The following is an 18287-nucleotide window of genomic DNA, read 5'->3' as shown; positions in this document are numbered from 1 at the left end:
CCACACATCCGCTGCACTCTGAAAAGTGGAGACTGCTCCCGGCAGAAGAACCCCGGAAGTCAGACTTCAGAACCGGAGGAATGAAACATGGCTATGGAAATTATCGGTCTCATCATCGTCGTATCGCACCTGATGGTCATGGGCGCGCTCATTCTCTGGTTCGGCCTGGGTAAGCCCACCACGGCGGCAAAGTTCCGGCAGCGCTTCCGCGCTCAGTTTTTCGGCAGAAGCCCTCGCTCCGGCTTCTGACCTTCAGGACCAGGCTACCCTGCGTGGCCTCCATTGCCATAATCGGCGAGCCCACATAAAAAGGCGCACCCCTCTGGGAGGGGTGCGCCTTCGGACATATAGTCCTGAAACCGCTTAAGCTGTTTCGCCGCCTTCGCCGCTCTGAGCCTGCTGCTCTTCCATCTGCTTCTGCAGCTCCTCGCGCTTCTTTGCGCGGCCTTCCGCGCGCTTCTGGCGCTTCTCGTCGAGCAGTGCCTCGGCGCCAAGCAGCTCGATGAAGGCTGTCTCAGCTCCATCGCCCTTCTGGAAGCCCTTGCGCACAATGCGAAGATAGCCGCCGTTGCGGTCGCCGTACCGAGGCGCGACCGTATCGAAGAGGCGTGTGACTGCCTCGCGTGTCTGGAGGAAAGACAGCGCCTGCCGGCGAGAATGGACATCACCCTTCTTGCCGAGGGTGATCATCTTTTCCACATGCGGCCTCGCCGCCTTGGCCTTCGTCACCGTCGTGACGACGCGGTCCTCAAGAAGAATGGACGTCACCAGGTTGCGCAGCAGCGCGCGCCGATGGCTGGTGTTCCGTCCGAGTTTAAATCCTGCATTGCGATGACGCATGGCGAATCTCTCTTTACAAAGTTCTCAGTTTACAGCGGCCAGTCTCCAGTTAAGTCAGTCCTCAGCGCCAAAACAACTGACAACTGAGGACTGTTCACTGACAACTGCTCTTAAAAGTTTTCCGTTTCGGCCGGCAACGGAATCTCGTCGCCCAGTCCGTCATCATCGTCGTCGTCGTAACGGCCATATCCTGCCGCCAGGGTTGCCGACGGCAGCACGCTCGTCGGTCCAGGCACCGGGTTACCGTTCTCGTCGATCTTCATGCCGAGCGAAAGCCCCATCTGCGCGAGAATTTCCTTGATCTCGTTCAGGGACTTCCGTCCGAAGTTCTTCGTTTTCAGCATCTCGGCTTCGGTCTTCTGCACCAGTTCACCGATCGTCTGAATATTCGCGTTCTTCAGGCAGTTGTAGCTGCGAACGCTCAGCTCCAGCTCTTCGACCGACCGGTTCAGATTCTCGTTCCGAAGCTGCATCCGGCCTTCTTCTGCATGAGCTTCGGTCTCGATCTCTTCCTCGAAGTTGATGAAGATGCTCATGTGGTCCTTCAGCAGCTTCGCCGCCAGACCTACAGCGTCCGCCGGAAGCACCGAACCATTCGTCCACACTTCGAGCGTCAGCTTGTCATAGTCGGTAATCTGACCCAGACGCGCTGCTTCCACCGTGTAATTCACCTTGCGGACCGGAGAGTGCACCGAATCCACCGGAATAAATCCGATTCCCAGATCCGAGTCGAAGTTCTTGTCCGCCGAGACATAGCCGCGGCCACGCTTCAGCCGCATCTCCATATCCAGCTTTCCGCCTTCGCTCACGGTAGCGATATAAACGTCCTTGTCGAGGATCTCCACATCCCCATCGGCCTCGATCATGCCCGAGGTCACCACACCCGGCTGGTCCGCGCGCACGTACAGCGCCTTCGGGCCGTCGCCGTTCAGCTTGAACGGAACCTGCTTCAGGTTGAGGATGATATCCGTCGCATCCTCGACCACGCCGGTAATCGACTGGAACTCGTGCAGCACGCCTTCGATCTTCACCGCGGTCACCGCCGCGCCTTCAATCGATGAAAGCAGCGTCCGCCGCAGTCCGTTGCCGATGGTGGTGCCAAATCCGCGCTCAAACGGCTGCGCGCTGAACTTGCCGTACTTATCGGTGAGCGTCTCGCTCTCAACTGCCAGACGCTTGGGTTTTTGAAATCCTCGCCAAAGCATATCGATATCGCCTTTCCATGCGCAGCGAACGCCGCGAAGCATTTTGCAGCGGCTGCGCCGGTTTACCTCATCGTTAAATTTCACCGCTTTCGCGGTGTTACTTCCTCCGGATCAAAGATCCGGAAACCTTTGAAGTTGTCAGTCTCCGGTTGTCAGTAAAAGCCGAACGACTGAAAACTGGAAACCGACAACTAAGAACTATTTCGAATACAGTTCGACGATCAGCTGCTCGTTCACCGGCAGGTTCACATCGTCGCGCTTCGGCAGGGAAAGCACCTTACCCGTCAGGCTGTTGTGATCCACGCTCAGCCATGCCGGAGCCGGCTGGTGGCTCGCAAACTCCCGCGCCGTCTCCACCACCGTCAGCTTCGCCGAATTCGGACGAATCCTGATCTCATCGCCCACGCCCACCTGGTACGAAGGAATATTCACCTTTCTGCCGTTCACTTCCACGTGTCCGTGGCGGACAATCTGTCTCGCCTGGCGGCGTGAGCTCGCAAAGCCGAGCCGGAACGCGACGTTATCCAGCCTGCGCTCCAGTTGCTGCAGCAGCAGCTCGCCGGTCACACCCTGTGCGCGCGACGCCTTCTCGTAGTACTCACGGAACTGGCCTTCCAGCGCGAAGTAGATACGCTTTGCCTTCTGCTTTTCGCGAAGCTGCAGACCGTAACCGACGATCTTCGCCTTGCGGTCGCGGCCATGCTGGCCGGGGGCGAAATTGCGCTTCTCGATCGGGCATTTATCGCTGAAACACTTCGCGCCCTTCAGAAAAAGCTTGGTGCCTTCGCGACGGCAAAGGCGGCAGACTGCTCCGGTATAACGTGCCAACGTCTTCTCCTCGTCCGAGCCTCAGCCCGGATCGCTTCTTTCAGGGGCCAACCGGTTTACGCGCGGCACGCGCTTCCTCCCGGTCCATAATCAGTTTACCGTTGCCAGTCTCCAGTTGCCAGTCTGGTTTTCACCGGGAACTGGCAACTGATCCCTGACAACTCGTCTTACACTCTGCGGCGCTTTGGCGGACGGCAACCATTGTGCGGTATCGGCGTAACGTCGCGGATGGACCGCACTTCGAGGCCGGCTGCGGCCAGAGCACGCACCGCCGACTCGCGGCCTGAGCCCGGCCCGCTCACCCGCACATCCACCGAGCGCAATCCGTGATCCCGCGCCTGATTGGCGGCATTGATCGCCGCCTGCTGGGCGGCAAACGGAGTGCCCTTGCGCGATCCGCGGAAGCCCAGTGAACCCGAGCTCTTCCACGACAGCGTGTTGCCCTGTCCGTCGGTGATCGTCACGATCGTGTTGTTGAACGACGCCTGAATGTACACCAGACCGAACGGGACATTCTTGCGCTCGCGCTTCTTGAACTTCTTGTTCCTGGCAGCCTTTCCGGCACTGCCCTGCTGTTGCTGCTGTGCTTTTGCCATTAGGTCTTCGACGTCGCTTTCTTCTTGTTCGCTACCGTGCCCTTACGCGGTCCCTTGCGGGTGCGTGCATTGGTATGCGTGCGCTGTCCGCGCGTGGGAAGGCTGCGGCGGTGCCGCAGTCCGCGATACGACTGGATATCGATCAGCCGCTTGATGTGCATCGAGACGTCTTTGCGCAGGTCTCCTTCGACCCCGCCTTCCTCCTCGATCACCTGGCGAATGCGGTTGACCTCATCCTCGCCCAGATCCTGGATCTTCTTGAACGGATCGACATTCGCCGCCGTCAGAATCCGCAGTGCACGCGGATTTCCGATCCCGTAAATGTAAGTAAGCCCGATCCGCGCCTGTTTGTTCCTGGGCAGATCGACGCCGGCAATACGTGCCATGCTTCTTCCTTCATATGCTCCGTGCAGCTTCGCCGCCGGAAGCGGTTAAACCAGTCCCCGTATGGGAAACCGGCAGTTGTGGAGTCGAGGTTCTTCGCAAGCCTTTCTTCAGCTAACTCGCCCCTGCCCGCATTGGGGCCTGACTCCCGATTTCAGCTCCAGCCTTCAGCCCTGGCGCTGCTTGTGCTTCGAGTTCTCACAGATCACCCGCACCACCCCGCGGCGGTGAATGACCTTGCACTTGTCACAAATCTTCTTTACCGATGCACGAACCTTCATTCCACTCCTCAATCCTGCGCCCTGAGCCCTGCGCTCTGTTATTTGTAGCGATATACAATCCGCCCGCGCGTCAGATCGTACGGGCTTAACTCTACCGCCACCCGATCGCCGGGAAGAATGCGGATGAAGTTCTTCCGCATGCGCCCGGAAACATGCGCCAGCACCTGGTGCTTGTTTTCGAGCTCCACCTTGAACATCGCATTGGGCAACGTCTCCAGCACCGTTGCCATGACTTCAATCGCGTCTTCCTTCGACAATCCGTATCCTGTTTCCGCCGGTCACCGCCGGCCTTCCGCCGTTTCCTACGTAAGAACCAGAGCACCTTCGGCCGTTACCGCTACCGTGTGCTCAAAATGGGCGCTCAGACTCCCGTCTTCTGTTACCGCCGTCCAGCCGTCCTCAAGAACCTGTACACCCGGCCGTCCCACATTCACCATCGGCTCAATCGCCAGCACCATGCCTTCGCGCAGCTTCTGGCCCTGTCCGCGGCGGCCATAATTCGGAACCTGCGGATCTTCATGCAGCCGCGTCCCGATTCCGTGCCCCACAAACTCCCGTACCACGCTGAAGCCTTCCGCCTCGACCACTTCCTGCACCGCCGCGCCCACATCGCCCAGGGTTGCTCCGGCCTTCACCTCGCCGATCGCCCGCTCGAGCGATGCCTGGGTCACTTCCAGCAGCTTCTTCGTCCGCGGCGCAATCTTCTCGCCCACTGCAATCGTCGTCGCCGAGTCCCCGTAATACCCATCGATCACCACACCGGTGTCGATCGAAACGATATCGCCCTCGCGCAGCACCCGGTTTGCCGAAGGAATCCCGTGTACCACCTCGCTGTTGATCGAGGTGCACAGCACGCAGGGATATCCGCGGTACCCCTTGAATGCCGGCCTCGCGCCCAGCTCCCGCATCTTCTCCGCGGCCGCGTTCTCCAGATCCTGCGTCGTCGTACCCGGCTTCACCAGTGAACGCACGTGCTCCAGCACCTCGCGTACTACCTGGCCGCTGCGCCGCATCTTCTCAATCTCCTGCGGCGTCTTGATCATGATGGCCATATCCTGCCGTTCGCTCCCCGGTTCAACCCCTTAAACGCATTACGGCGGCCATCACACTGGCCGTCACAGCGCTCACCGGCTGCTCTCCGTCCACTTCCTCAAAACGCCCCAGAGCACGATAATGCTCCACAACCGGAGCCGTCAGCGAATCATACGTCCGCATCCGCTCTTCAAATACTTCTTCCGTGTCGTCTGAGCGCCGCACCAGAGGTGTGCCGTCCAGGTCACAAAGCTCATCGACCTTCGGCGGCTGCAGGTAGATGTTGTAAATGCTCCCGCAGACTGGGCAGTTGCGCCGGCCGGTAATACGGCGCAATAACTGAGTATACTCCACGCGGATGCTGACAGCAACGATCGGCAGCGCCTTCGGCTCGGTCGCGATATGCGCGTCCACCCAGTTCGCCTGCCCCAGCGTCCTCGGAAATCCGTCGAGGATATACCCCCTCACGGTGTCCGGAGCTTCCAGACGTACCGCTACCATCTGGTTCACCAGCTCATCCGGAACCAGCCTGCCCGCCTCCATCAGCTGTTTTGCCGCCAGCCCCAGCTCCGTCCCGCTCTGCTTATTCTCGCGCAGCAGATCTCCGGTCGAAATCTGAGGAATCCCCCAGGACGCCATCAGCTCCTTGGCCTGCGTTCCCTTACCGACCCCCGGCGCCCCCAGCAGCAGAATCGGCCCTGGTGCTCGTTTTGGCTCTTCCGGCACTGCCTTTGATGAAACCCTGGATACTGCTTCCGGCTCCGGATTCACTTTCCCCTCTGTACCGGAAACCGCCGTTGCTGCCGTCACTACCAAGCCCGCCTTCCGCGGGTGCGGCCACTCTTCGTCGTGAAGCCTTCGTAATGCCGCATAATCAGCTGCGATTCCACCTGGTTGACCGTATCCATCGCCACACCCACCACAATCAGCAGCGATGTGCCGCCGAAGTAGAAGTTGAAGCCCATGCCGTTGGTCACCCACAGAGGCAGCTTCTCGAAGAACGGTCCGATCAGCCACAGATGGTTCAGGTGAATACCGCTGATCAGAAGCTGCGGAATGATCGAAACCACAATCAGATAAATCGATCCGATCAGCGTGATCCTCGTCAGAATGTCGTTGACGAAATCCGACGTCCGCTTGCCTGGCCGGATTCCAGGAATGAATCCGCCATACTTCCGCATGTTATCCGCGATGTCATCCGGCCGGAAGACGATCGAGATATAGAAGTAAGCGAAGAAGACGATCGAGATGATGTACAGCAGCTCGTACCACGGCTCACCCGGACGCAGTGAGTCGAAGATACGTGTCAGCGCGGCGCTGTTGCGCACAAACGCCGCCTGCGCAAACAGCAGCGGAGCCGAAAGTACCGAGGCTGCAAAGATGATCGGCATCACGCCGCCGGAGTTCACACGGAGCGGCAGATGCGTCGACTGGCCGCCCATCAGGCGCCGTCCCACAATCCGTTTTGCGTACTGCACCGGAATGCGCCGCTCGCTCTTCTCCACGAAGACGATGAACGCCACCACCAGAATCATGCCGATCACCAGCAGAATCAGTGCCGGCACCGTCAGCGCGCCGAACTTCTGCGACTTCGCCGTGTCGACCAGCTCTCCGATGCCCTGCGGCAGACCCACCACGATGCCGGCAAAGATCAGCAGACTCATGCCGTTGCCGATGCCGCGGTCTGTGATCTGTTCCCCCAGCCACATGATGAACGTCGTGCCGGCGGTCAGCGTCAGAACCGTCATCAGAATGAAGCCCATGCCCGGATTGAGCACCATCTGCTGCCCGGTCGAGTGCGAGAGCGCCACGGCAATCGCCGCCGACTGCACCACGCCCAGACCCACCGTGACATAACGCGTCCACTGCGTGATCTTCCGCCGTCCCAGCTCGCCTTCCTTCTGCAGCTTGGCCAGCGGCTCATACACCACGGTCAGAAGCTGGAAGATAATCGACGCCGTGATATACGGCATGATGCCCAGCGCAAATACCGTCAGACGGCGCAGGTTGCCGCCGCTGAACATATCTACGAGGCCAAGGGAAGAGCCGCCCTGCGAATTGAAAAACTGCTCCAGCGCGGCGGTATTGACGCCTGGCGTCGGAATATGCGCGCCCAGACGATACACGGCAAGTACAGCCAGAGTGAACAGGACGCGCCTGCGCAGGTCCGGAATGCGGAAAATATTGGCCAGGTTCTCAAACATAGAAAGGTGCTCTCATCATACGCCCGCCCCAGCCGGGCCTATGTCCGCGTTATGCGACCAGAATCGCCTTGCCGCCCGCCTTCTCGATCTTTTCCTGCGCCGTCTTCGAGAACTTGTGCGCATGCACGGTCAGCGCCGTCGTCAGCTCGCCGTTGCCCAGCACCTTCAGCAGCTCGTTCCGCTTCTTCAGCAGGCCCTTCGCCGTCAGCGCTTCCAGCGTCAGCTCTGTCTCGCCAAGCTCGGCCAGACGATCAAGATTCACCACCGTGTATTCGGTGCGGAAGATATTCGTGAAGCCGCGCTTCGGCAGACGGCGGTGCAGCGGCATCTGGCCGCCTTCAAAACCGCGCATCAGACTGGAACCGGAGCGCGATCCCTGGCCCTTGTGCCCGCGGGTCGAGGTCTTACCGTGACCCGAGCCCATACCACGGCCCACACGCTTGCGGTTCCGATTTGCCTTCTTTGGCGCACGTAAATTCGAAAGATTCATCGTTTCCTCGCTTAACGCCGGAAGAGTCTTTGCTCTGCCGACTCGCATATTCAGGCTGCAATTGCAGCCGATGTTTGCGCCCTGAGGCGCAAATGCCTGGACGGCCAGTCCCTAGTCCACTATCCGCACGAGATGCGGAATTGTCTTCACCATACCGCGGATCGACGGTGTGTCTTCCCGCTCGACGATCTGGTTCAGCCGTGTAAAGCCAAGGCCCTTGACGACCTTCTTGTGCTTTACCGGTGCCTGAATCATCGACCGGAAGTACTGAATCCGGATTTTGCTCACTGTCTCTGCCATGATTAGAGCTCCTGCACCTGCTTGCCGCGCACCGCAGCGACTTCACTACGGTCGCGAAGCTGCACCAGCGCGTCGAACGTCGCCTTGATCACGTTATGCGGATTCGCCGTGCCCAGACTCTTGGTCAGCACGTTCTGCACACCCGCCGAGGTCATCACCGCGCGCACCGCGCCGCCGGCAATCACGCCTGTACCTTCCGGAGCAGGCTTCAGCAATACCTGGCCGGAACCGAATCGTCCCAGTACCTGGTGCGGAATCGTCGTCTCCGTCAGGTTCACGCGTACCAGATTCTTCTTTGCCGACTCGATCCCCTTGCGGATCGCCTGCGGCACTTCCTTCGCCTTGCCCGAGCCGTAACCGACCACGCCCGCGCCCGGATCACCCACCACCACCAGCGCGGCGAACGACATATTCTTGCCGCCCTTGACGACCTTGGTGACGCGGTTGATCGCCACAACCTGATCCTTCAGGTTGTACTGACCGGCATCCAGTTTTTTCTTCAGTGTTGCCATTCGCTTCCCGATTCCTTCCCAAATCCGTTTGTCATCCCGAGCGCAGTCCGCGCAGCGGACGGAGTCGAGGGACCTGCTTTTCGCCCTTTAAAATTCCAGCCCCGCCTCGCGCGCCGCATCCGCCAGCGCCTTGATGCGTCCGTGATACAGATAGCCGCCACGGTCGAACACAACCTTCCTGACGCCCTTTTCTTTCGCCCGCTCGGCGACCAGCCTGCCGATCTCCTTCGCCGCCGCGACGTTGCCGCCGGTCTTCAGCTTCGACGCGACCGTCGAAGCCGAGACGATCGTCTCACCCTTCGCATCGTCGATGACCTGCACATAAATATGGTTCAGCGACCGGTACACATTCAGCCGCGGACGCTCGGTCGTGCCGTGCACCTTCTCGCGGATACGCGTATGCACGCGCTGGCGAATCAGATTTCTGTCTCTCTGCGGAATCATCTTTTCTTTTCCTTCCTGACAGCGGAGCTGCCCTGCAGCTCCGGTTACCAGTCGTATGGCTTTCCATCTTTCACGAAAGGCGGAAAGCTCTTAGTCTGTCGTTACTTCGCGCCTGTCTTGCCGGCCTTCTTCTTCAGCTTCTCATCTGCATAGCGAACACCCTTGTTCTTGTACGGATCGGGCTTGCGCAGCGAGCGCATATCGGCCGCAACCTGGCCGACCTTTTGCCGGTCGATACCGCTGATGGTCAGCCGTGTCTGCTTCGGATCGACGGCCGCCGTAATACCAGTCGGCAGCGGAAATTCGATCGGATGCGAATACCCAAGCGTGAAGACCGCCATGTTCTTGCCCTTCAGCTCCACACGGTAACCGATGCCGACGATGTCCAGATCCTTCGACCAGCCCTTCGTCACACCCTCGATCGCATTCGCAACCAGAGCGCGCGTCAGCCCGTGAATCGCCGCCTGCGAGTCATTCTCGCGCACCGCATGCACGTGACCGTCTTTGGTCTCGAGCTTAATCCCGGACGGAATCGCCTGCTCAACCTTGCCCTTCGGGCCTTCGACAACAATGGTGTTGCCCTGCACCGCATACTTCACGCCATTCGGCAGCGGAATCGGCTTTCTTCCAATACGTGACATCTTCTGATCCTTATCGGCTTGCGAGTCCCGCAATCTTCATCGCGTTCCACTGCAGCCCGGCGGAATTTTTCACCGCCCCCTTACTTCTTCACTGTTCATCCGCGCCAGCGAGCGCGGCCACAACTTTTATCACCGCACGAACAGGCGCGCAAAGCGCGCGTCTGCCCCACGCGGTCAGCGTTACCAGACTTCGCAGAGAATCTCGCCGCCCACGCCTTCTTTGCGTGCCTGACGGCCGGTCATCACACCGCGCGGCGTGGTCAGGATGCTGATACCCAGTCCACCCTGCACGCGCTTGATCTCATCGCGGCCCACATAAACGCGGCAGCCCGGACGCGATATCCGCGACAGGTCGCGAATCGCCGCTTCGCTGTTCGTCCCGTACTTCAGATACACGCGCAGCACATTGCGGCCGTTCTCTTCCGTCGCCTTATAGTTGGCGATGTAACCCTCTTCCTTCAGAATGCGGGCAATCTCCGTCTTCAGCTTTGAAGCAGGGACATCCAGCTTCTGATGGCGCGCCCTGATCGCATTGCGAATCCGCGCCAGGAAATCTGCTACCGGATCGGTCAGACTCATCGTTTCTCCTTCATCCCCCGTTCGCTCCGCTTTCCGCGAAGAACCTGCGGGAATGTCTAAGACCACCGGGCTCTGAACCCTGCAGTCAAATCTGTTTTGGCGCGCAACGCACGCGTGTACCCGATGCAGCCAGTGCTACCACGAGCTCTTGATGACGCCGGGGATCTCGCCCTTCAGCGCCAGCTGCCGGAAGCACAGGCGGCACACACCGAACTTGCGCAGGAACGCCCGCGGCCGTCCGCACAGCTTGCAGCGATTGTGCTTGCGGCTGCTGAACTTCGGCTTGCCGGCATCCTTTACTCTCTTTGCAGTCGTTGACATAATCTTTATTCCTTAAAACCTTAAAACTTTCTGCCAAAATCTTATGCCGTCTGGCGGAAGGGCATTCCGAACTGCCGCAGCAGCGCCCGTGCTCCGTTATCGTCCTTCGCCGAGGTCACAATCGTGATGTTCATTCCCTTCAGCTTCTCCACCCGCGAGTAATCGATCTCGGGAAAGATCAGCTGATCGCGAACGCCGAGGGTATAGTTGCCGCGTCCGTCAAAGCTCTTCGTGGAAACACCGCGGAAATCGCGCACGCGCGGCAGAGCAACCGAAATCAGACGATCGAGAAACTCGTACATCGTATCGCCGCGCAGCGTCACCATCGCACCGATGGGCATACCCTCGCGCACCTTAAAGGCTGCGATTGACTTCTTCGCCCGCGTCGTTACCGGCTTTTGTCCGGCAATCGAGGCCAGATCCGCCACCAGTGGATCGAGCAGCTTCGAGTTCTGTGTCGCCTCGCCCAGACCCATGTTCAGCACGATCTTTTCAAGGCGGGGTACCGCCATCGTGTTATCGAGACCAAGCTCTTTCTGCAGGGCCTGCTTGATCTCTTTCAGATACTTCTCTTTCAGTCTCGCTGCCATCTCTTCTTCTGTCTTTCTCTCCGGTCCCGGAGTGGCTCCCTTAAAAATCAGGAACCGTATACCGTTGCGGAGGGTGCTCATCTGAACTGCTCATCAGGACTCTTGCGCCGTCGGCGCGTACGCCTGGACGGCCAGTCCTACTTCTTCTTCGCGGCGATCTCGTTGCCGCACTTTTTGCAGACGCGGAGTTTCCTGTCGCCTTCGATTCTGTGCCCCACCCGGGTCGGTCCGCAGTTCGGGCAAACCAGCATCACATTCGACACAGGAATCGGCGCCGCCTGTTCGGCAATACCACCCTGGATGTTCTGCTGCGGATTGGGGCGAACATTCTTCTTCACCATCCGCACATTCTCGACCAGAATCCGGTTCTCGCCCGGGAAGACCCGCAGTACGCGGCCCTTCTTGCCCCGGTCGCTGCCCGTAATGACTTCGACCTGATCGTTGCGCTGAATATTCAGACTCATATCTTCCTCTGTGCTCCGCCCGAAGACTAAAGAACCTCGGGAGCGAGCGAAACAATCTTCAAAAACTTCTTCTCGCGCAGCTCGCGGGCAACCGGCCCGAAGACGCGTGTGCCCACCGGCTCGCCGGCTTCGTTGATCAGCACTGCGGCGTTGGTATCGAAGCGGATGTAGGTTCCATCGCGGCGGCGCGTCTCCTTGCGCGTGCGCACCACTACGGCCTTCACCACCTTGCCCTTCTTTACCTGGCCATCGGGCGAAGCTTCCTTCACCGCCGCCGTAATTACGTCGCCCAGTCCCGCCTTCAGGCCGCTCGCGCCGCCCAGCGGCAGAATCATCTGCAGCTTGCGCGCGCCGGAGTTGTCGGCGACCTCGAGCATCGTTCTCATCTGCACTGCCATTGTCGTATCTCCTGGTCTCGCTCAGCAGCCGGCCCTGGGTCTTCACTGCGGACGGCCTGTCGTCCCGGCTTTTCTCTGCTCCGGGCTCTGCACCCGAGCCCGTCTTTACTTTGCCGCTTCTTCCACCTGCGCCAGCGTCGAGCGGCGGATGATCTCCTCGAGACTCCAGCGCTTCAGCTTGCTCAGCGGCCGGCTCTCGCGGATGCGCACCATATCGCCCACGCGCGCCGTATTCTGCTCGTCGTGCGCATAAAATTTCTTGCTCGAGCGCACAATCCGCTTGTACTTCGGATGCGCCTTGCGCATCTCCACTTCCACCACGATGGTCTTCTGCATCTTTGTCGAGACCACGTGTCCTACCTTCTCATTACGGCGCGACTGCGCCTCCGCACTCTGTGTCGTTTTCGTCTCTTCGCTCATCGCTTAACGAGACTCCTTCCCTGACGTCTCTGCTGACCTTGACGCCTTCGTCTTCTTCGATCCCGCAGCTGCTTTTTTGCCCTTTGCAGCCTTCGCCGGCGCAGCCGCGTCCGCCTTCGGAGCTTCGCCATGCAGACCAAGCTCGCGCTCTCGTCCAACCGTCTGTATGCGGGCGATATCCTTCTTCAGCCCGCGCAGCTTCTTCACGCCTTCGGTCTGCCCCAGCTTCATCTGAAAGCGCAGGCGGAAGATCTGCTCAGCCGCCTTCTGCTCCTCGACACGCAGCTCGTTGTCGCCCAGATTGCGAATCTTTTCCAGTTCCATCGTCTCTTCTTCTCTCCAGGACTACGGAATTCTCATTCCGCGTATCCCCAAAACTTCCGGCGCCCCGCGCTCACTGCTACTTCGCTGCTACCGTCACCTTTACATCGTGGCGCTGCACGAACTTCGTCTTCAGCGGCAGCTTGTGCGCGGCCAGACGCATGGCTTCCTGCGCCATCTCCGGCGTCACGCCCTCCATCTCGAAGAGCACCTTGCCCGGACGCACCACCGCCACCCAGTGATCAGGAGCGCCCTTGCCTTTACCCATACGGGTTTCAGCCGGCTTCTTCGTCACTGGCTTGTCCGGAAACAGGCGCAGCCAGATCTTGCCGCCGCGCTTGATAAAGCGCGTCATCGCCACACGGCTGGCTTCAATCTGCCGGTCCGTGATATAGCCGCACTCCATGACCTTAAGGCCGTAATCGCCGAACGACAGCTCGCTGCCCCGCCACGCCTTGCCGCACATACGGCCGCGCTGCTGCTTGCGGAACTTGACCTTCTTTGGCATCAACATAACGAAACCCTCGAAACAGTACTCAGTTGCCAGTACTCAGTTGCCAGTACTCAGTTGCCAGTAAATCCCGCTGGAGACTGACAACTGTTCACTGCCTTAAAATACCGTGGTGCCGACCGCCGCCTGCGGCTCACGCCGCTTCTGCTGATAAATATCGCCGCGGTAGATCCACGTCTTCACCCCGATCACGCCATACGTCGTGCGCGCCTCGGCAAAGCCGTAATCGATGTCCGCGCGCAGCGTGTGCAGCGGCAGACGTCCCTGCAGATACCACTCCGAGCGCGCGATCTCGTTGCCGTTCAAACGGCCCGACACGCGCACCTTGATTCCCTTGCAGCCGAAGCGCAGTGCCGAATCCACCGACTTGCGCATCGCGCGGCGGAAGCCGACGCGCTTTTCCAGCTGCAGCGCGATGTTCTCAGCCACCAGCTGCGCATCCAGCTCCGGCTTGTTCACCTCGAGAATGTCGATGAACACTTCGCGGTTGGTGCGCTTCTGCAGCTCGCCCTTGAGCTTCTCGATCTCGGCGCCCTTGCGCCCGATCACGATGCCCGGACGCGCCGTGCGGATGATCAGCCGCAGCTTGTTGCCCGGACGCTCGATCTCGACCGAGCTCACGCCCGCCGCCTTCAGCTTCTCCTTCAGCTCGCGCTTCAGGTGCACGTCCTCGACCAGCAGCTTGTCGTAATCACGCTCGACAAACCAGCGCGACCGCCACGGCTTGTTTACTCCGACCCGGAATCCGTAAGGATGGACTTTCTGTCCCATAATTGCCCTCTGAGCTCTTTCCGCTTACTTCGCGGACTTCTTCGCGGCTTTCTTTGCCGCCGTCTTCTTCGCAGCGCTCTTCTTTGCGGGAGCCTTCTTCGCCGCCGCCTTCTTTGCCAGCTTCTTCACCGGCTTCGCTGCTGCATCTTCATCCACACGCTCCACCAACCCGGCTGCCGCGCCCCGCTCCGCCAGTGCGATCGAGATATGCGACAGCCGCCGCTGGTAGCGGTAAGCCCGGCCCATTGGAGCCGGCCGGATGCGCTTCATGCGCGGACCTTCGTTGGCAATCGCCTTCCGCACATAGAGGTTGTCCACATCCACGTCGAGCCCCTGCTCCTGGCTCAGATAGTTCGCGTTCTGCAGCGCCGAGCGCAGCACCTTTTCGACCAGCGGAGCAACCGCCTTCTTCGCGAAGGCCACTATGTTCAGCGCCTCTTCGATGCTCCGTCCCCTGATAAGGTCCAGCACCAGACGCGCCTTCTGCGGCGATACCCGCTGAAACTTCGCCTCGGCCCGGAATTCCCGTGTTTCGAGTTGCGTTGCCATGCCTGTAATCCCTCTGCGTACCTGCCGGAAGCCGCTTCGGCCCGGCTTGAATTCTTAGCGCGGCTTGGCCGCAGTCTCCGCCTTCGCCGAGTGTCCCTTGAAGGTCCGCGTCGCCGCGAACTCACCCAGCTTGTGCCCCACCATGTTCTCCGTCACATACACCGGCACAAACTTCCGGCCGTTATGCACCGCAATCGTATGGCCTACCATCTCGGGGTGAATCGTCGAGCGGCGGGACCAGGTGCGAATCACCTTCCGGTCGTTCGCCTGGTTCATTGCCTCAATCTTCACCATCAGGTGCGTATCCGCGAAGGCGCCCTTTTTCGTTGACCGTGCCATCTTTTAATCCTGTTCCTGTTGCCTGTTCTACTTCGACCGCCGGCTCACGATGAACGCGTCCGTCCGCTTGTTGTTGCGCGTCTTATAGCCGCGCGTGGGCTGGCCCCATGGTGTCACCGGATGGCGTCCGCCCGAGGTCTTGCCCTCGCCGCCGCCATGCGGGTGATCGACCGGGTTCATCGACACGCCGCGGTTGGTCGGGCGAATGCCCTTCCACCGGTTGCGTCCCGCCTTGCCCACCGTCACATTTTCGTGATCCGTGTTGCCCACCTGTCCGATCGTCGCCATGCAGCCGATCAGAACCCTGCGCGTCTCGCCGGAAGGCAGCTTCAGCAGAGCGTAATCGCCTTCCTTGGCCACCAGCTGTGCCGACGAGCCCGCCGAACGCACCATCTGCGCGCCCTTGCCCGGCCGCAGCTCCACGTTATGCACCGTGGTGCCGGCGGGAATGTTTTTCAGCGGCAGCGCGTTGCCGATCAGAATATCGGCCTCCGGCCCGCTCATCACCGTCTGCCCCACCTTCAGCCCCACTGGCTGCAGGATGTATCGCTTCTCGCCGTCCGCGTAGCTGATCAGCGCAATCCGCGACGAGCGGTTCGGATCATATTCGATCGTTGCCACTTTGCCGGGCACGCCGTACTTGTCGCGCTTGAAGTCGATCAGGCGCAGCTTCTGCTTGTGTCCGCCGCCGTGGTGACGAATGGTCAGATCGCCCGAGTTGCGGCGGCCGCCGGTCCGCTGCTTGATTCCGAGCAGCGGCTTGTGCGGCTTGTCCGTCGTAATATCGTCATTCACCAGCGTTGTCTGGAACCGCAACGTCGGCGTGATCGGTCTGTATGTCTTGATCGGCATCTTTATCTCTCTGCGCTCCGAGCCATACGCTCTGAGCCCTGTCCTACAGGTTGTTCGCGTACTCCGGCATCTTCTCGCCCGCCTTCAGGCGCACATACGCCTTCTTCCAGTCGGGACGGTATCCGGAAAACTTGCCCCGGCGGCGCTCCTTGCCCGCAAAGTTCGCGGTGCGCACATCGAATACCCTCACCTTGAAGAGCAGCTCAACCGCCTGCTTCACTTCCGTCTTGGTCGCCTTCGCATCCACCTCGAAGACCAGCGTCTCCTGGGTCTCCTTAACGGTCAGTCCCTTTTCGGTAATCAGCGGACGACGAATCACGTTATAGGTTGTCGGCATCAGGCCACCTCCGCATGCTTACGCTTCGAAACCGTCTTCTTCAGCGACTCCTGCAGCTTCTCAATCGCTGCCCGCGAGAAGATCGCCCGCTCGTACCGCAGCAGATCGTACGGGTGCACTTCATTGTTCAGCATCAGCTCAACGCCCTGGAGGTTCCGGGCACCCAGAACCAGTGTCGGGCTCAAAGCTTCGCCGTTCTCAACCAGCAGCGTCGTCTTCTTCGCTTCAAGCCTGTTCAGCGCCTGACGGTACAGCTTTGTCTTCGCCTCTTTCAGATCGAGGCTCTCCACCACCGTCAGCTTTCCGTCGGCCAGCTTCACCGCCAGCGCCGAGCGCAGCGCACCCAGCAGCTTCTTCTTCGGAAACGCATAGTCGTAGGAGCGGGGCTGCGGTCCGTGCACCGTGCCGCCGTGACGCCACAGGGGCGAGCGCACCGAACCGATACGCGCGCGGCCCGTGCCCTTCTGCTTCCAGAGCTTTTTGCCCGAACCGGAGACCAGTTTGCGGTTCTTGGTTGCCGCTGTTCCCTGACGCAGTGCCGCACGATAGTGCTTCACCGCCTCCCACAGCAGCGCCTCGTTCTGCTGGCCAAACACCTCATCGGCCAGCTCGAGCGATCCCACTTTTTCTCCGCTCAGATTCAATACGTCAATGTTTGCCATCGTCTTCTCTTCTTGCAGCCGCGCATGACGTCAGGCTGCCTGCAAAACTTCTGGTTCTTCACGCCCCCAGGGCGCAGCTGTCCGACGCGGCCAGCGTCATTTCTTCTTGCCCGAAGCCTTCTTCGAAGCCTTCAGCGGATCGACCGTGCCGCCACCGGCAAAGCCACGGCGCTCGCGCGGCGGAGCCTTGGCCTTCGAGATCAGCACATAGCCTTCACGAGGCCCCGGAACTGCGCCTTCGACCATGATCAGGTTCTCGTCGAGATCGATTCCACGAATGCGGAGATTGCGGACCGTCACCTGATCGACGCCCATGTGTCCCGGCATACGCTGCCCCGGAAAAACGCGCGACGGAAACGACGAAGCGCCGATCGAGCCCTGCACCTGAAACATGTGTCCGTGCGACTTGGGGCCGCCGCCGAAACCGTGCCGGCGAACAACACCCGCAAATCCGCGGCCCTTGCTGGTGCCGATCACATCGACATACTTCTCATCGGTAAAGATATCGACCAGAACGCGGTCGCCCGCCTTCGCATGGCCGTTCGATTCCTGATCTCCGGCTGCGTCTTCGACTGCAGGCTTCGCAGCCTCAATGCCGACTTCCTTGATCAGCCTGACCGGCGCGACGTTGTTCTTCGCAAAGTGACCGGCCTGCGGCTTAGTCACCTTCGACGCCTTCACAAACTCCACGAGGCCGATCTGCGCGGCATCGTAGCCATCCTTCGCCGCCGTCTTGAGCTGCGTAATCACGCAGGGACCGGCCTGCAGGACAGTGATGGGGTGAACCTCACCCTTCTCATCAAACACCTGCGTCATCCCGATCTTCTTACCCAGAATTCCCGTTACCGCCATTACTTCCTCTCCTCATCATGCGTCGCAGCGATGCGCGCACTGCCGGGTTTTATGCGCCGAAGGCGCGATTGCCTGAACAGCCAGTCCTACTTCTCGAACGCCTTGATCTCGACGTCCACACCAGCGGGCAGATCAAGCTTCATCAGCGCGTCCACCGTCTGCTGCGTCGGCTCAAGAATATCGATCAGCCGCTTGTGCGTGCGGATCTCGAAGGCCTCGCGCGACTTCTTGTCCACGTGGGGCGAGCGCAGCACACAGTACTTGTTCTTCACCGTAGGCAGCGGAATCGGCCCCGCCACCTGTGCACCCGTGCGCTTCGCGGTATCCACAATCTCACCCGTCGAAGTATCGAGTACCCGGTAGTCGTAAGCCTTCAGCCGAATGCGTATTCTCTGTCCAACCATCGTTTTCAATCTTCCTGCGGGTCAGCGGTTAATACCGCCGGCCCGCTTCAAAAAAGCCAACTGTCTGTTGCCGTAAAACTTTTACTGAATAATTTCGGTGATGGTGCCGGCGCCTACGGTGCGTCCGCCTTCGCGGATCGCGAACCGAAGACCCTTCTCC

General features: G+C 60.1%; 33 protein-coding genes. 1 reads left to right on the top strand and 32 read right to left on the bottom strand.

Annotated elements, in window-relative coordinates:
* Positions 1-87 precede the first annotated feature (87 nt).
* Entirely contained in the window at positions 88-249 is a 162-nt protein-coding gene (locus D0Y96_RS07555) for a hypothetical protein (RefSeq protein WP_158562295.1), read from the top strand.
* A 114-nt stretch (positions 250-363) separates the two neighbouring features.
* Here the strand turns inward: D0Y96_RS07555 and rplQ are convergent, their stop codons facing one another.
* The 32 genes from rplQ to D0Y96_RS07395 form a co-directional block, all read right to left on the bottom strand.
* Positions 364-840 carry a 50S ribosomal protein L17 gene (gene rplQ / locus D0Y96_RS07550; RefSeq protein WP_117298783.1) on the bottom strand — a complete coding sequence of 159 codons (477 nt, stop codon included), beginning with the start codon at positions 838-840 and terminating at the stop codon, positions 364-366.
* Positions 841-950: 110 nt separating this feature from the next.
* Positions 951-2045 (bottom strand): DNA-directed RNA polymerase subunit alpha, encoded by a 1095-nt coding sequence (locus tag D0Y96_RS07545; RefSeq protein WP_117299656.1) that lies wholly within the window; start codon positions 2043-2045, stop codon positions 951-953.
* Positions 2046-2243: 198 nt separating this feature from the next.
* Positions 2244-2873: a 30S ribosomal protein S4 gene (rpsD, locus tag D0Y96_RS07540; RefSeq protein ID WP_117298782.1), complete on the bottom strand. Its 630-nt coding sequence runs from the start codon at positions 2871-2873 to the stop codon at positions 2244-2246.
* Between the two features lie 167 nt (positions 2874-3040).
* Positions 3041-3469, bottom strand: a complete 429-nt coding sequence (gene rpsK, locus D0Y96_RS07535) for a 30S ribosomal protein S11 (protein ID WP_117298781.1) — start codon at positions 3467-3469, stop codon at positions 3041-3043.
* A complete protein-coding gene (gene rpsM / locus D0Y96_RS07530) occupies positions 3469-3855 on the bottom strand; it encodes a 30S ribosomal protein S13 (protein ID WP_117298780.1) in 387 nt (128 codons plus the stop codon). Before rpsM ends, rpsK begins: the two co-directional genes overlap by 1 nt.
* A gap of 165 nt (positions 3856-4020) precedes the next feature.
* Complete coding sequence (gene rpmJ / locus D0Y96_RS07525; RefSeq protein WP_015896560.1) at positions 4021-4134, bottom strand: 50S ribosomal protein L36; 114 nt, start codon at positions 4132-4134, stop codon at positions 4021-4023.
* A 38-nt stretch (positions 4135-4172) separates the two neighbouring features.
* Positions 4173-4391, bottom strand: a complete 219-nt coding sequence (gene infA, locus D0Y96_RS07520) for a translation initiation factor IF-1 (RefSeq protein WP_026442745.1) — start codon at positions 4389-4391, stop codon at positions 4173-4175.
* 45 nt (positions 4392-4436) lie between these two features.
* Positions 4437-5186: a type I methionyl aminopeptidase gene (gene map / locus D0Y96_RS07515; protein ID WP_117298779.1), complete on the bottom strand. Its 750-nt coding sequence runs from the start codon at positions 5184-5186 to the stop codon at positions 4437-4439.
* A 22-nt stretch (positions 5187-5208) separates the two neighbouring features.
* Positions 5209-5892: an adenylate kinase gene (locus tag D0Y96_RS07510; protein WP_117298778.1), complete on the bottom strand. Its 684-nt coding sequence runs from the start codon at positions 5890-5892 to the stop codon at positions 5209-5211.
* A gap of 83 nt (positions 5893-5975) precedes the next feature.
* Positions 5976-7370, bottom strand: coding sequence for a preprotein translocase subunit SecY (gene secY / locus D0Y96_RS07505; RefSeq protein WP_117298777.1), 1395 nt, complete (start codon positions 7368-7370; stop codon positions 5976-5978).
* A gap of 49 nt (positions 7371-7419) precedes the next feature.
* Positions 7420-7860: a 50S ribosomal protein L15 gene (gene rplO / locus D0Y96_RS07500; protein ID WP_117298776.1), complete on the bottom strand. Its 441-nt coding sequence runs from the start codon at positions 7858-7860 to the stop codon at positions 7420-7422.
* 111 nt (positions 7861-7971) lie between these two features.
* Positions 7972-8160 carry a 50S ribosomal protein L30 gene (rpmD, locus tag D0Y96_RS07495; RefSeq protein ID WP_117298775.1) on the bottom strand — a complete coding sequence of 63 codons (189 nt, stop codon included), beginning with the start codon at positions 8158-8160 and terminating at the stop codon, positions 7972-7974.
* A 2-nt stretch (positions 8161-8162) separates the two neighbouring features.
* On the bottom strand, positions 8163-8672 hold the full coding sequence (gene rpsE / locus D0Y96_RS07490) for a 30S ribosomal protein S5 (protein ID WP_117298774.1): 510 nt from the start codon (positions 8670-8672) through the stop codon (positions 8163-8165).
* 87 nt (positions 8673-8759) lie between these two features.
* The gene (rplR, locus tag D0Y96_RS07485) at positions 8760-9116 is read right to left on the bottom strand and encodes a 50S ribosomal protein L18 (RefSeq protein ID WP_117298773.1); all 357 of its coding nucleotides are present in this window, start codon (positions 9114-9116) and stop codon (positions 8760-8762) included.
* 101 nt (positions 9117-9217) lie between these two features.
* On the bottom strand, positions 9218-9757 hold the full coding sequence (gene rplF, locus D0Y96_RS07480; RefSeq protein WP_117298772.1) for a 50S ribosomal protein L6: 540 nt from the start codon (positions 9755-9757) through the stop codon (positions 9218-9220).
* 180 nt (positions 9758-9937) lie between these two features.
* A complete protein-coding gene (gene rpsH, locus D0Y96_RS07475) occupies positions 9938-10336 on the bottom strand; it encodes a 30S ribosomal protein S8 (RefSeq protein WP_117298771.1) in 399 nt (132 codons plus the stop codon).
* A 135-nt stretch (positions 10337-10471) separates the two neighbouring features.
* Entirely contained in the window at positions 10472-10657 is a 186-nt protein-coding gene (locus D0Y96_RS07470; protein WP_117298770.1) for a type Z 30S ribosomal protein S14, read from the bottom strand.
* Positions 10658-10698: 41 nt separating this feature from the next.
* A complete protein-coding gene (rplE, locus tag D0Y96_RS07465) occupies positions 10699-11247 on the bottom strand; it encodes a 50S ribosomal protein L5 (protein WP_117299654.1) in 549 nt (182 codons plus the stop codon).
* Positions 11248-11384: 137 nt separating this feature from the next.
* The gene (rplX, locus tag D0Y96_RS07460; protein WP_117298769.1) at positions 11385-11711 is read right to left on the bottom strand and encodes a 50S ribosomal protein L24; all 327 of its coding nucleotides are present in this window, start codon (positions 11709-11711) and stop codon (positions 11385-11387) included.
* A 26-nt stretch (positions 11712-11737) separates the two neighbouring features.
* Entirely contained in the window at positions 11738-12109 is a 372-nt protein-coding gene (gene rplN, locus D0Y96_RS07455) for a 50S ribosomal protein L14 (RefSeq protein ID WP_117298768.1), read from the bottom strand.
* A 105-nt stretch (positions 12110-12214) separates the two neighbouring features.
* Positions 12215-12529, bottom strand: coding sequence for a 30S ribosomal protein S17 (gene rpsQ / locus D0Y96_RS07450; RefSeq protein ID WP_117298767.1), 315 nt, complete (start codon positions 12527-12529; stop codon positions 12215-12217).
* Between the two features lie 3 nt (positions 12530-12532).
* Entirely contained in the window at positions 12533-12853 is a 321-nt protein-coding gene (gene rpmC, locus D0Y96_RS20845; RefSeq protein WP_117298766.1) for a 50S ribosomal protein L29, read from the bottom strand.
* 76 nt (positions 12854-12929) lie between these two features.
* A complete protein-coding gene (gene rplP / locus D0Y96_RS07440; RefSeq protein WP_117298765.1) occupies positions 12930-13364 on the bottom strand; it encodes a 50S ribosomal protein L16 in 435 nt (144 codons plus the stop codon).
* Between the two features lie 96 nt (positions 13365-13460).
* On the bottom strand, positions 13461-14132 hold the full coding sequence (gene rpsC / locus D0Y96_RS07435; RefSeq protein WP_117298764.1) for a 30S ribosomal protein S3: 672 nt from the start codon (positions 14130-14132) through the stop codon (positions 13461-13463).
* Between the two features lie 24 nt (positions 14133-14156).
* A complete protein-coding gene (gene rplV / locus D0Y96_RS07430) occupies positions 14157-14681 on the bottom strand; it encodes a 50S ribosomal protein L22 (protein WP_117298763.1) in 525 nt (174 codons plus the stop codon).
* A 54-nt stretch (positions 14682-14735) separates the two neighbouring features.
* On the bottom strand, positions 14736-15020 hold the full coding sequence (gene rpsS / locus D0Y96_RS07425; protein ID WP_117298762.1) for a 30S ribosomal protein S19: 285 nt from the start codon (positions 15018-15020) through the stop codon (positions 14736-14738).
* A gap of 27 nt (positions 15021-15047) precedes the next feature.
* The gene (gene rplB / locus D0Y96_RS07420) at positions 15048-15872 is read right to left on the bottom strand and encodes a 50S ribosomal protein L2 (RefSeq protein WP_117298761.1); all 825 of its coding nucleotides are present in this window, start codon (positions 15870-15872) and stop codon (positions 15048-15050) included.
* Between the two features lie 43 nt (positions 15873-15915).
* Positions 15916-16209, bottom strand: coding sequence for a 50S ribosomal protein L23 (locus D0Y96_RS07415; protein ID WP_117298760.1), 294 nt, complete (start codon positions 16207-16209; stop codon positions 15916-15918).
* Positions 16209-16871: a 50S ribosomal protein L4 gene (gene rplD, locus D0Y96_RS07410; protein ID WP_117298759.1), complete on the bottom strand. Its 663-nt coding sequence runs from the start codon at positions 16869-16871 to the stop codon at positions 16209-16211. The genes D0Y96_RS07415 and rplD overlap by 1 nt, the downstream gene beginning before the upstream one ends.
* A gap of 96 nt (positions 16872-16967) precedes the next feature.
* A complete protein-coding gene (gene rplC / locus D0Y96_RS07405) occupies positions 16968-17723 on the bottom strand; it encodes a 50S ribosomal protein L3 (RefSeq protein ID WP_117298758.1) in 756 nt (251 codons plus the stop codon).
* A gap of 86 nt (positions 17724-17809) precedes the next feature.
* Complete coding sequence (gene rpsJ / locus D0Y96_RS07400; protein ID WP_050059838.1) at positions 17810-18127, bottom strand: 30S ribosomal protein S10; 318 nt, start codon at positions 18125-18127, stop codon at positions 17810-17812.
* Between the two features lie 81 nt (positions 18128-18208).
* Positions 18209-18287: EF-Tu C-terminal domain-related protein (locus tag D0Y96_RS07395; RefSeq protein ID WP_147325027.1), on the bottom strand; the 79-nt coding region annotated here is incomplete at its 5' end.

Source organism: Paracidobacterium acidisoli, assembly GCF_003428625.2.
In the GTDB taxonomy this organism is placed as follows: domain Bacteria; phylum Acidobacteriota; class Terriglobia; order Terriglobales; family Acidobacteriaceae; genus Paracidobacterium; species Paracidobacterium acidisoli.
The sequence above is the reverse complement of the archived record's forward strand: the minus strand, read 5'-3'. Positions and strand labels throughout refer to the sequence as shown.

Excerpts from the sequence above, each read along its gene's own strand:
- rpsH (WP_117298771.1), bottom strand. The coding sequence starts at position 10,336 with ATGAGTCTGACCGATCCGGTAGCAGATTTCCTGGCGCGGATTCGCAAT.
- D0Y96_RS07415 (WP_117298760.1), bottom strand. The coding sequence starts at position 16,209 with ATGCCGACAACCTATAACGTGATTCGTCGTCCGCTGATTACCGAAAAG.
- rpsE (WP_117298774.1), bottom strand. The coding sequence starts at position 8,672 with ATGGCAACACTGAAGAAAAAACTGGATGCCGGTCAGTACAACCTGAAG.
- rplR (WP_117298773.1), bottom strand. The coding sequence starts at position 9,116 with ATGATTCCGCAGAGAGACAGAAATCTGATTCGCCAGCGCGTGCATACG.
- rpsC (WP_117298764.1), bottom strand. The coding sequence starts at position 14,132 with ATGGGACAGAAAGTCCATCCTTACGGATTCCGGGTCGGAGTAAACAAG.
- rplF (WP_117298772.1), bottom strand. The coding sequence starts at position 9,757 with ATGTCACGTATTGGAAGAAAGCCGATTCCGCTGCCGAATGGCGTGAAG.
- D0Y96_RS07555 (WP_158562295.1), top strand. The coding sequence starts at position 88 with ATGGCTATGGAAATTATCGGTCTCATCATCGTCGTATCGCACCTGATG.
- D0Y96_RS07545 (WP_117299656.1), bottom strand. The coding sequence starts at position 2,045 with ATGCTTTGGCGAGGATTTCAAAAACCCAAGCGTCTGGCAGTTGAGAGC.
- rpmD (WP_117298775.1), bottom strand. The coding sequence starts at position 8,160 with ATGGCAGAGACAGTGAGCAAAATCCGGATTCAGTACTTCCGGTCGATG.
- rplP (WP_117298765.1), bottom strand. The coding sequence starts at position 13,364 with ATGTTGATGCCAAAGAAGGTCAAGTTCCGCAAGCAGCAGCGCGGCCGT.
- rpmC (WP_117298766.1), bottom strand. The coding sequence starts at position 12,853 with ATGGAACTGGAAAAGATTCGCAATCTGGGCGACAACGAGCTGCGTGTC.
- rplQ (WP_117298783.1), bottom strand. The coding sequence starts at position 840 with ATGCGTCATCGCAATGCAGGATTTAAACTCGGACGGAACACCAGCCAT.
- secY (WP_117298777.1), bottom strand. The coding sequence starts at position 7,370 with ATGTTTGAGAACCTGGCCAATATTTTCCGCATTCCGGACCTGCGCAGG.
- rpsS (WP_117298762.1), bottom strand. The coding sequence starts at position 15,020 with ATGGCACGGTCAACGAAAAAGGGCGCCTTCGCGGATACGCACCTGATG.
- rplD (WP_117298759.1), bottom strand. The coding sequence starts at position 16,871 with ATGGCAAACATTGACGTATTGAATCTGAGCGGAGAAAAAGTGGGATCG.
- rplX (WP_117298769.1), bottom strand. The coding sequence starts at position 11,711 with ATGAGTCTGAATATTCAGCGCAACGATCAGGTCGAAGTCATTACGGGC.
- rpsJ (WP_050059838.1), bottom strand. The coding sequence starts at position 18,127 with ATGGTTGGACAGAGAATACGCATTCGGCTGAAGGCTTACGACTACCGG.
- rplV (WP_117298763.1), bottom strand. The coding sequence starts at position 14,681 with ATGGCAACGCAACTCGAAACACGGGAATTCCGGGCCGAGGCGAAGTTT.
- rplE (WP_117299654.1), bottom strand. The coding sequence starts at position 11,247 with ATGGCAGCGAGACTGAAAGAGAAGTATCTGAAAGAGATCAAGCAGGCC.
- rpmJ (WP_015896560.1), bottom strand. The coding sequence starts at position 4,134 with ATGAAGGTTCGTGCATCGGTAAAGAAGATTTGTGACAAGTGCAAGGTC.
- rplO (WP_117298776.1), bottom strand. The coding sequence starts at position 7,860 with ATGAATCTTTCGAATTTACGTGCGCCAAAGAAGGCAAATCGGAACCGC.
- rplC (WP_117298758.1), bottom strand. The coding sequence starts at position 17,723 with ATGGCGGTAACGGGAATTCTGGGTAAGAAGATCGGGATGACGCAGGTG.
- rpsM (WP_117298780.1), bottom strand. The coding sequence starts at position 3,855 with ATGGCACGTATTGCCGGCGTCGATCTGCCCAGGAACAAACAGGCGCGG.
- rplN (WP_117298768.1), bottom strand. The coding sequence starts at position 12,109 with ATGGCAGTGCAGATGAGAACGATGCTCGAGGTCGCCGACAACTCCGGC.
- rpsQ (WP_117298767.1), bottom strand. The coding sequence starts at position 12,529 with ATGAGCGAAGAGACGAAAACGACACAGAGTGCGGAGGCGCAGTCGCGC.
- D0Y96_RS07470 (WP_117298770.1), bottom strand. The coding sequence starts at position 10,657 with ATGTCAACGACTGCAAAGAGAGTAAAGGATGCCGGCAAGCCGAAGTTC.
- rpsK (WP_117298781.1), bottom strand. The coding sequence starts at position 3,469 with ATGGCAAAAGCACAGCAGCAACAGCAGGGCAGTGCCGGAAAGGCTGCC.
- map (WP_117298779.1), bottom strand. The coding sequence starts at position 5,186 with ATGGCCATCATGATCAAGACGCCGCAGGAGATTGAGAAGATGCGGCGC.
- rplB (WP_117298761.1), bottom strand. The coding sequence starts at position 15,872 with ATGCCGATCAAGACATACAGACCGATCACGCCGACGTTGCGGTTCCAG.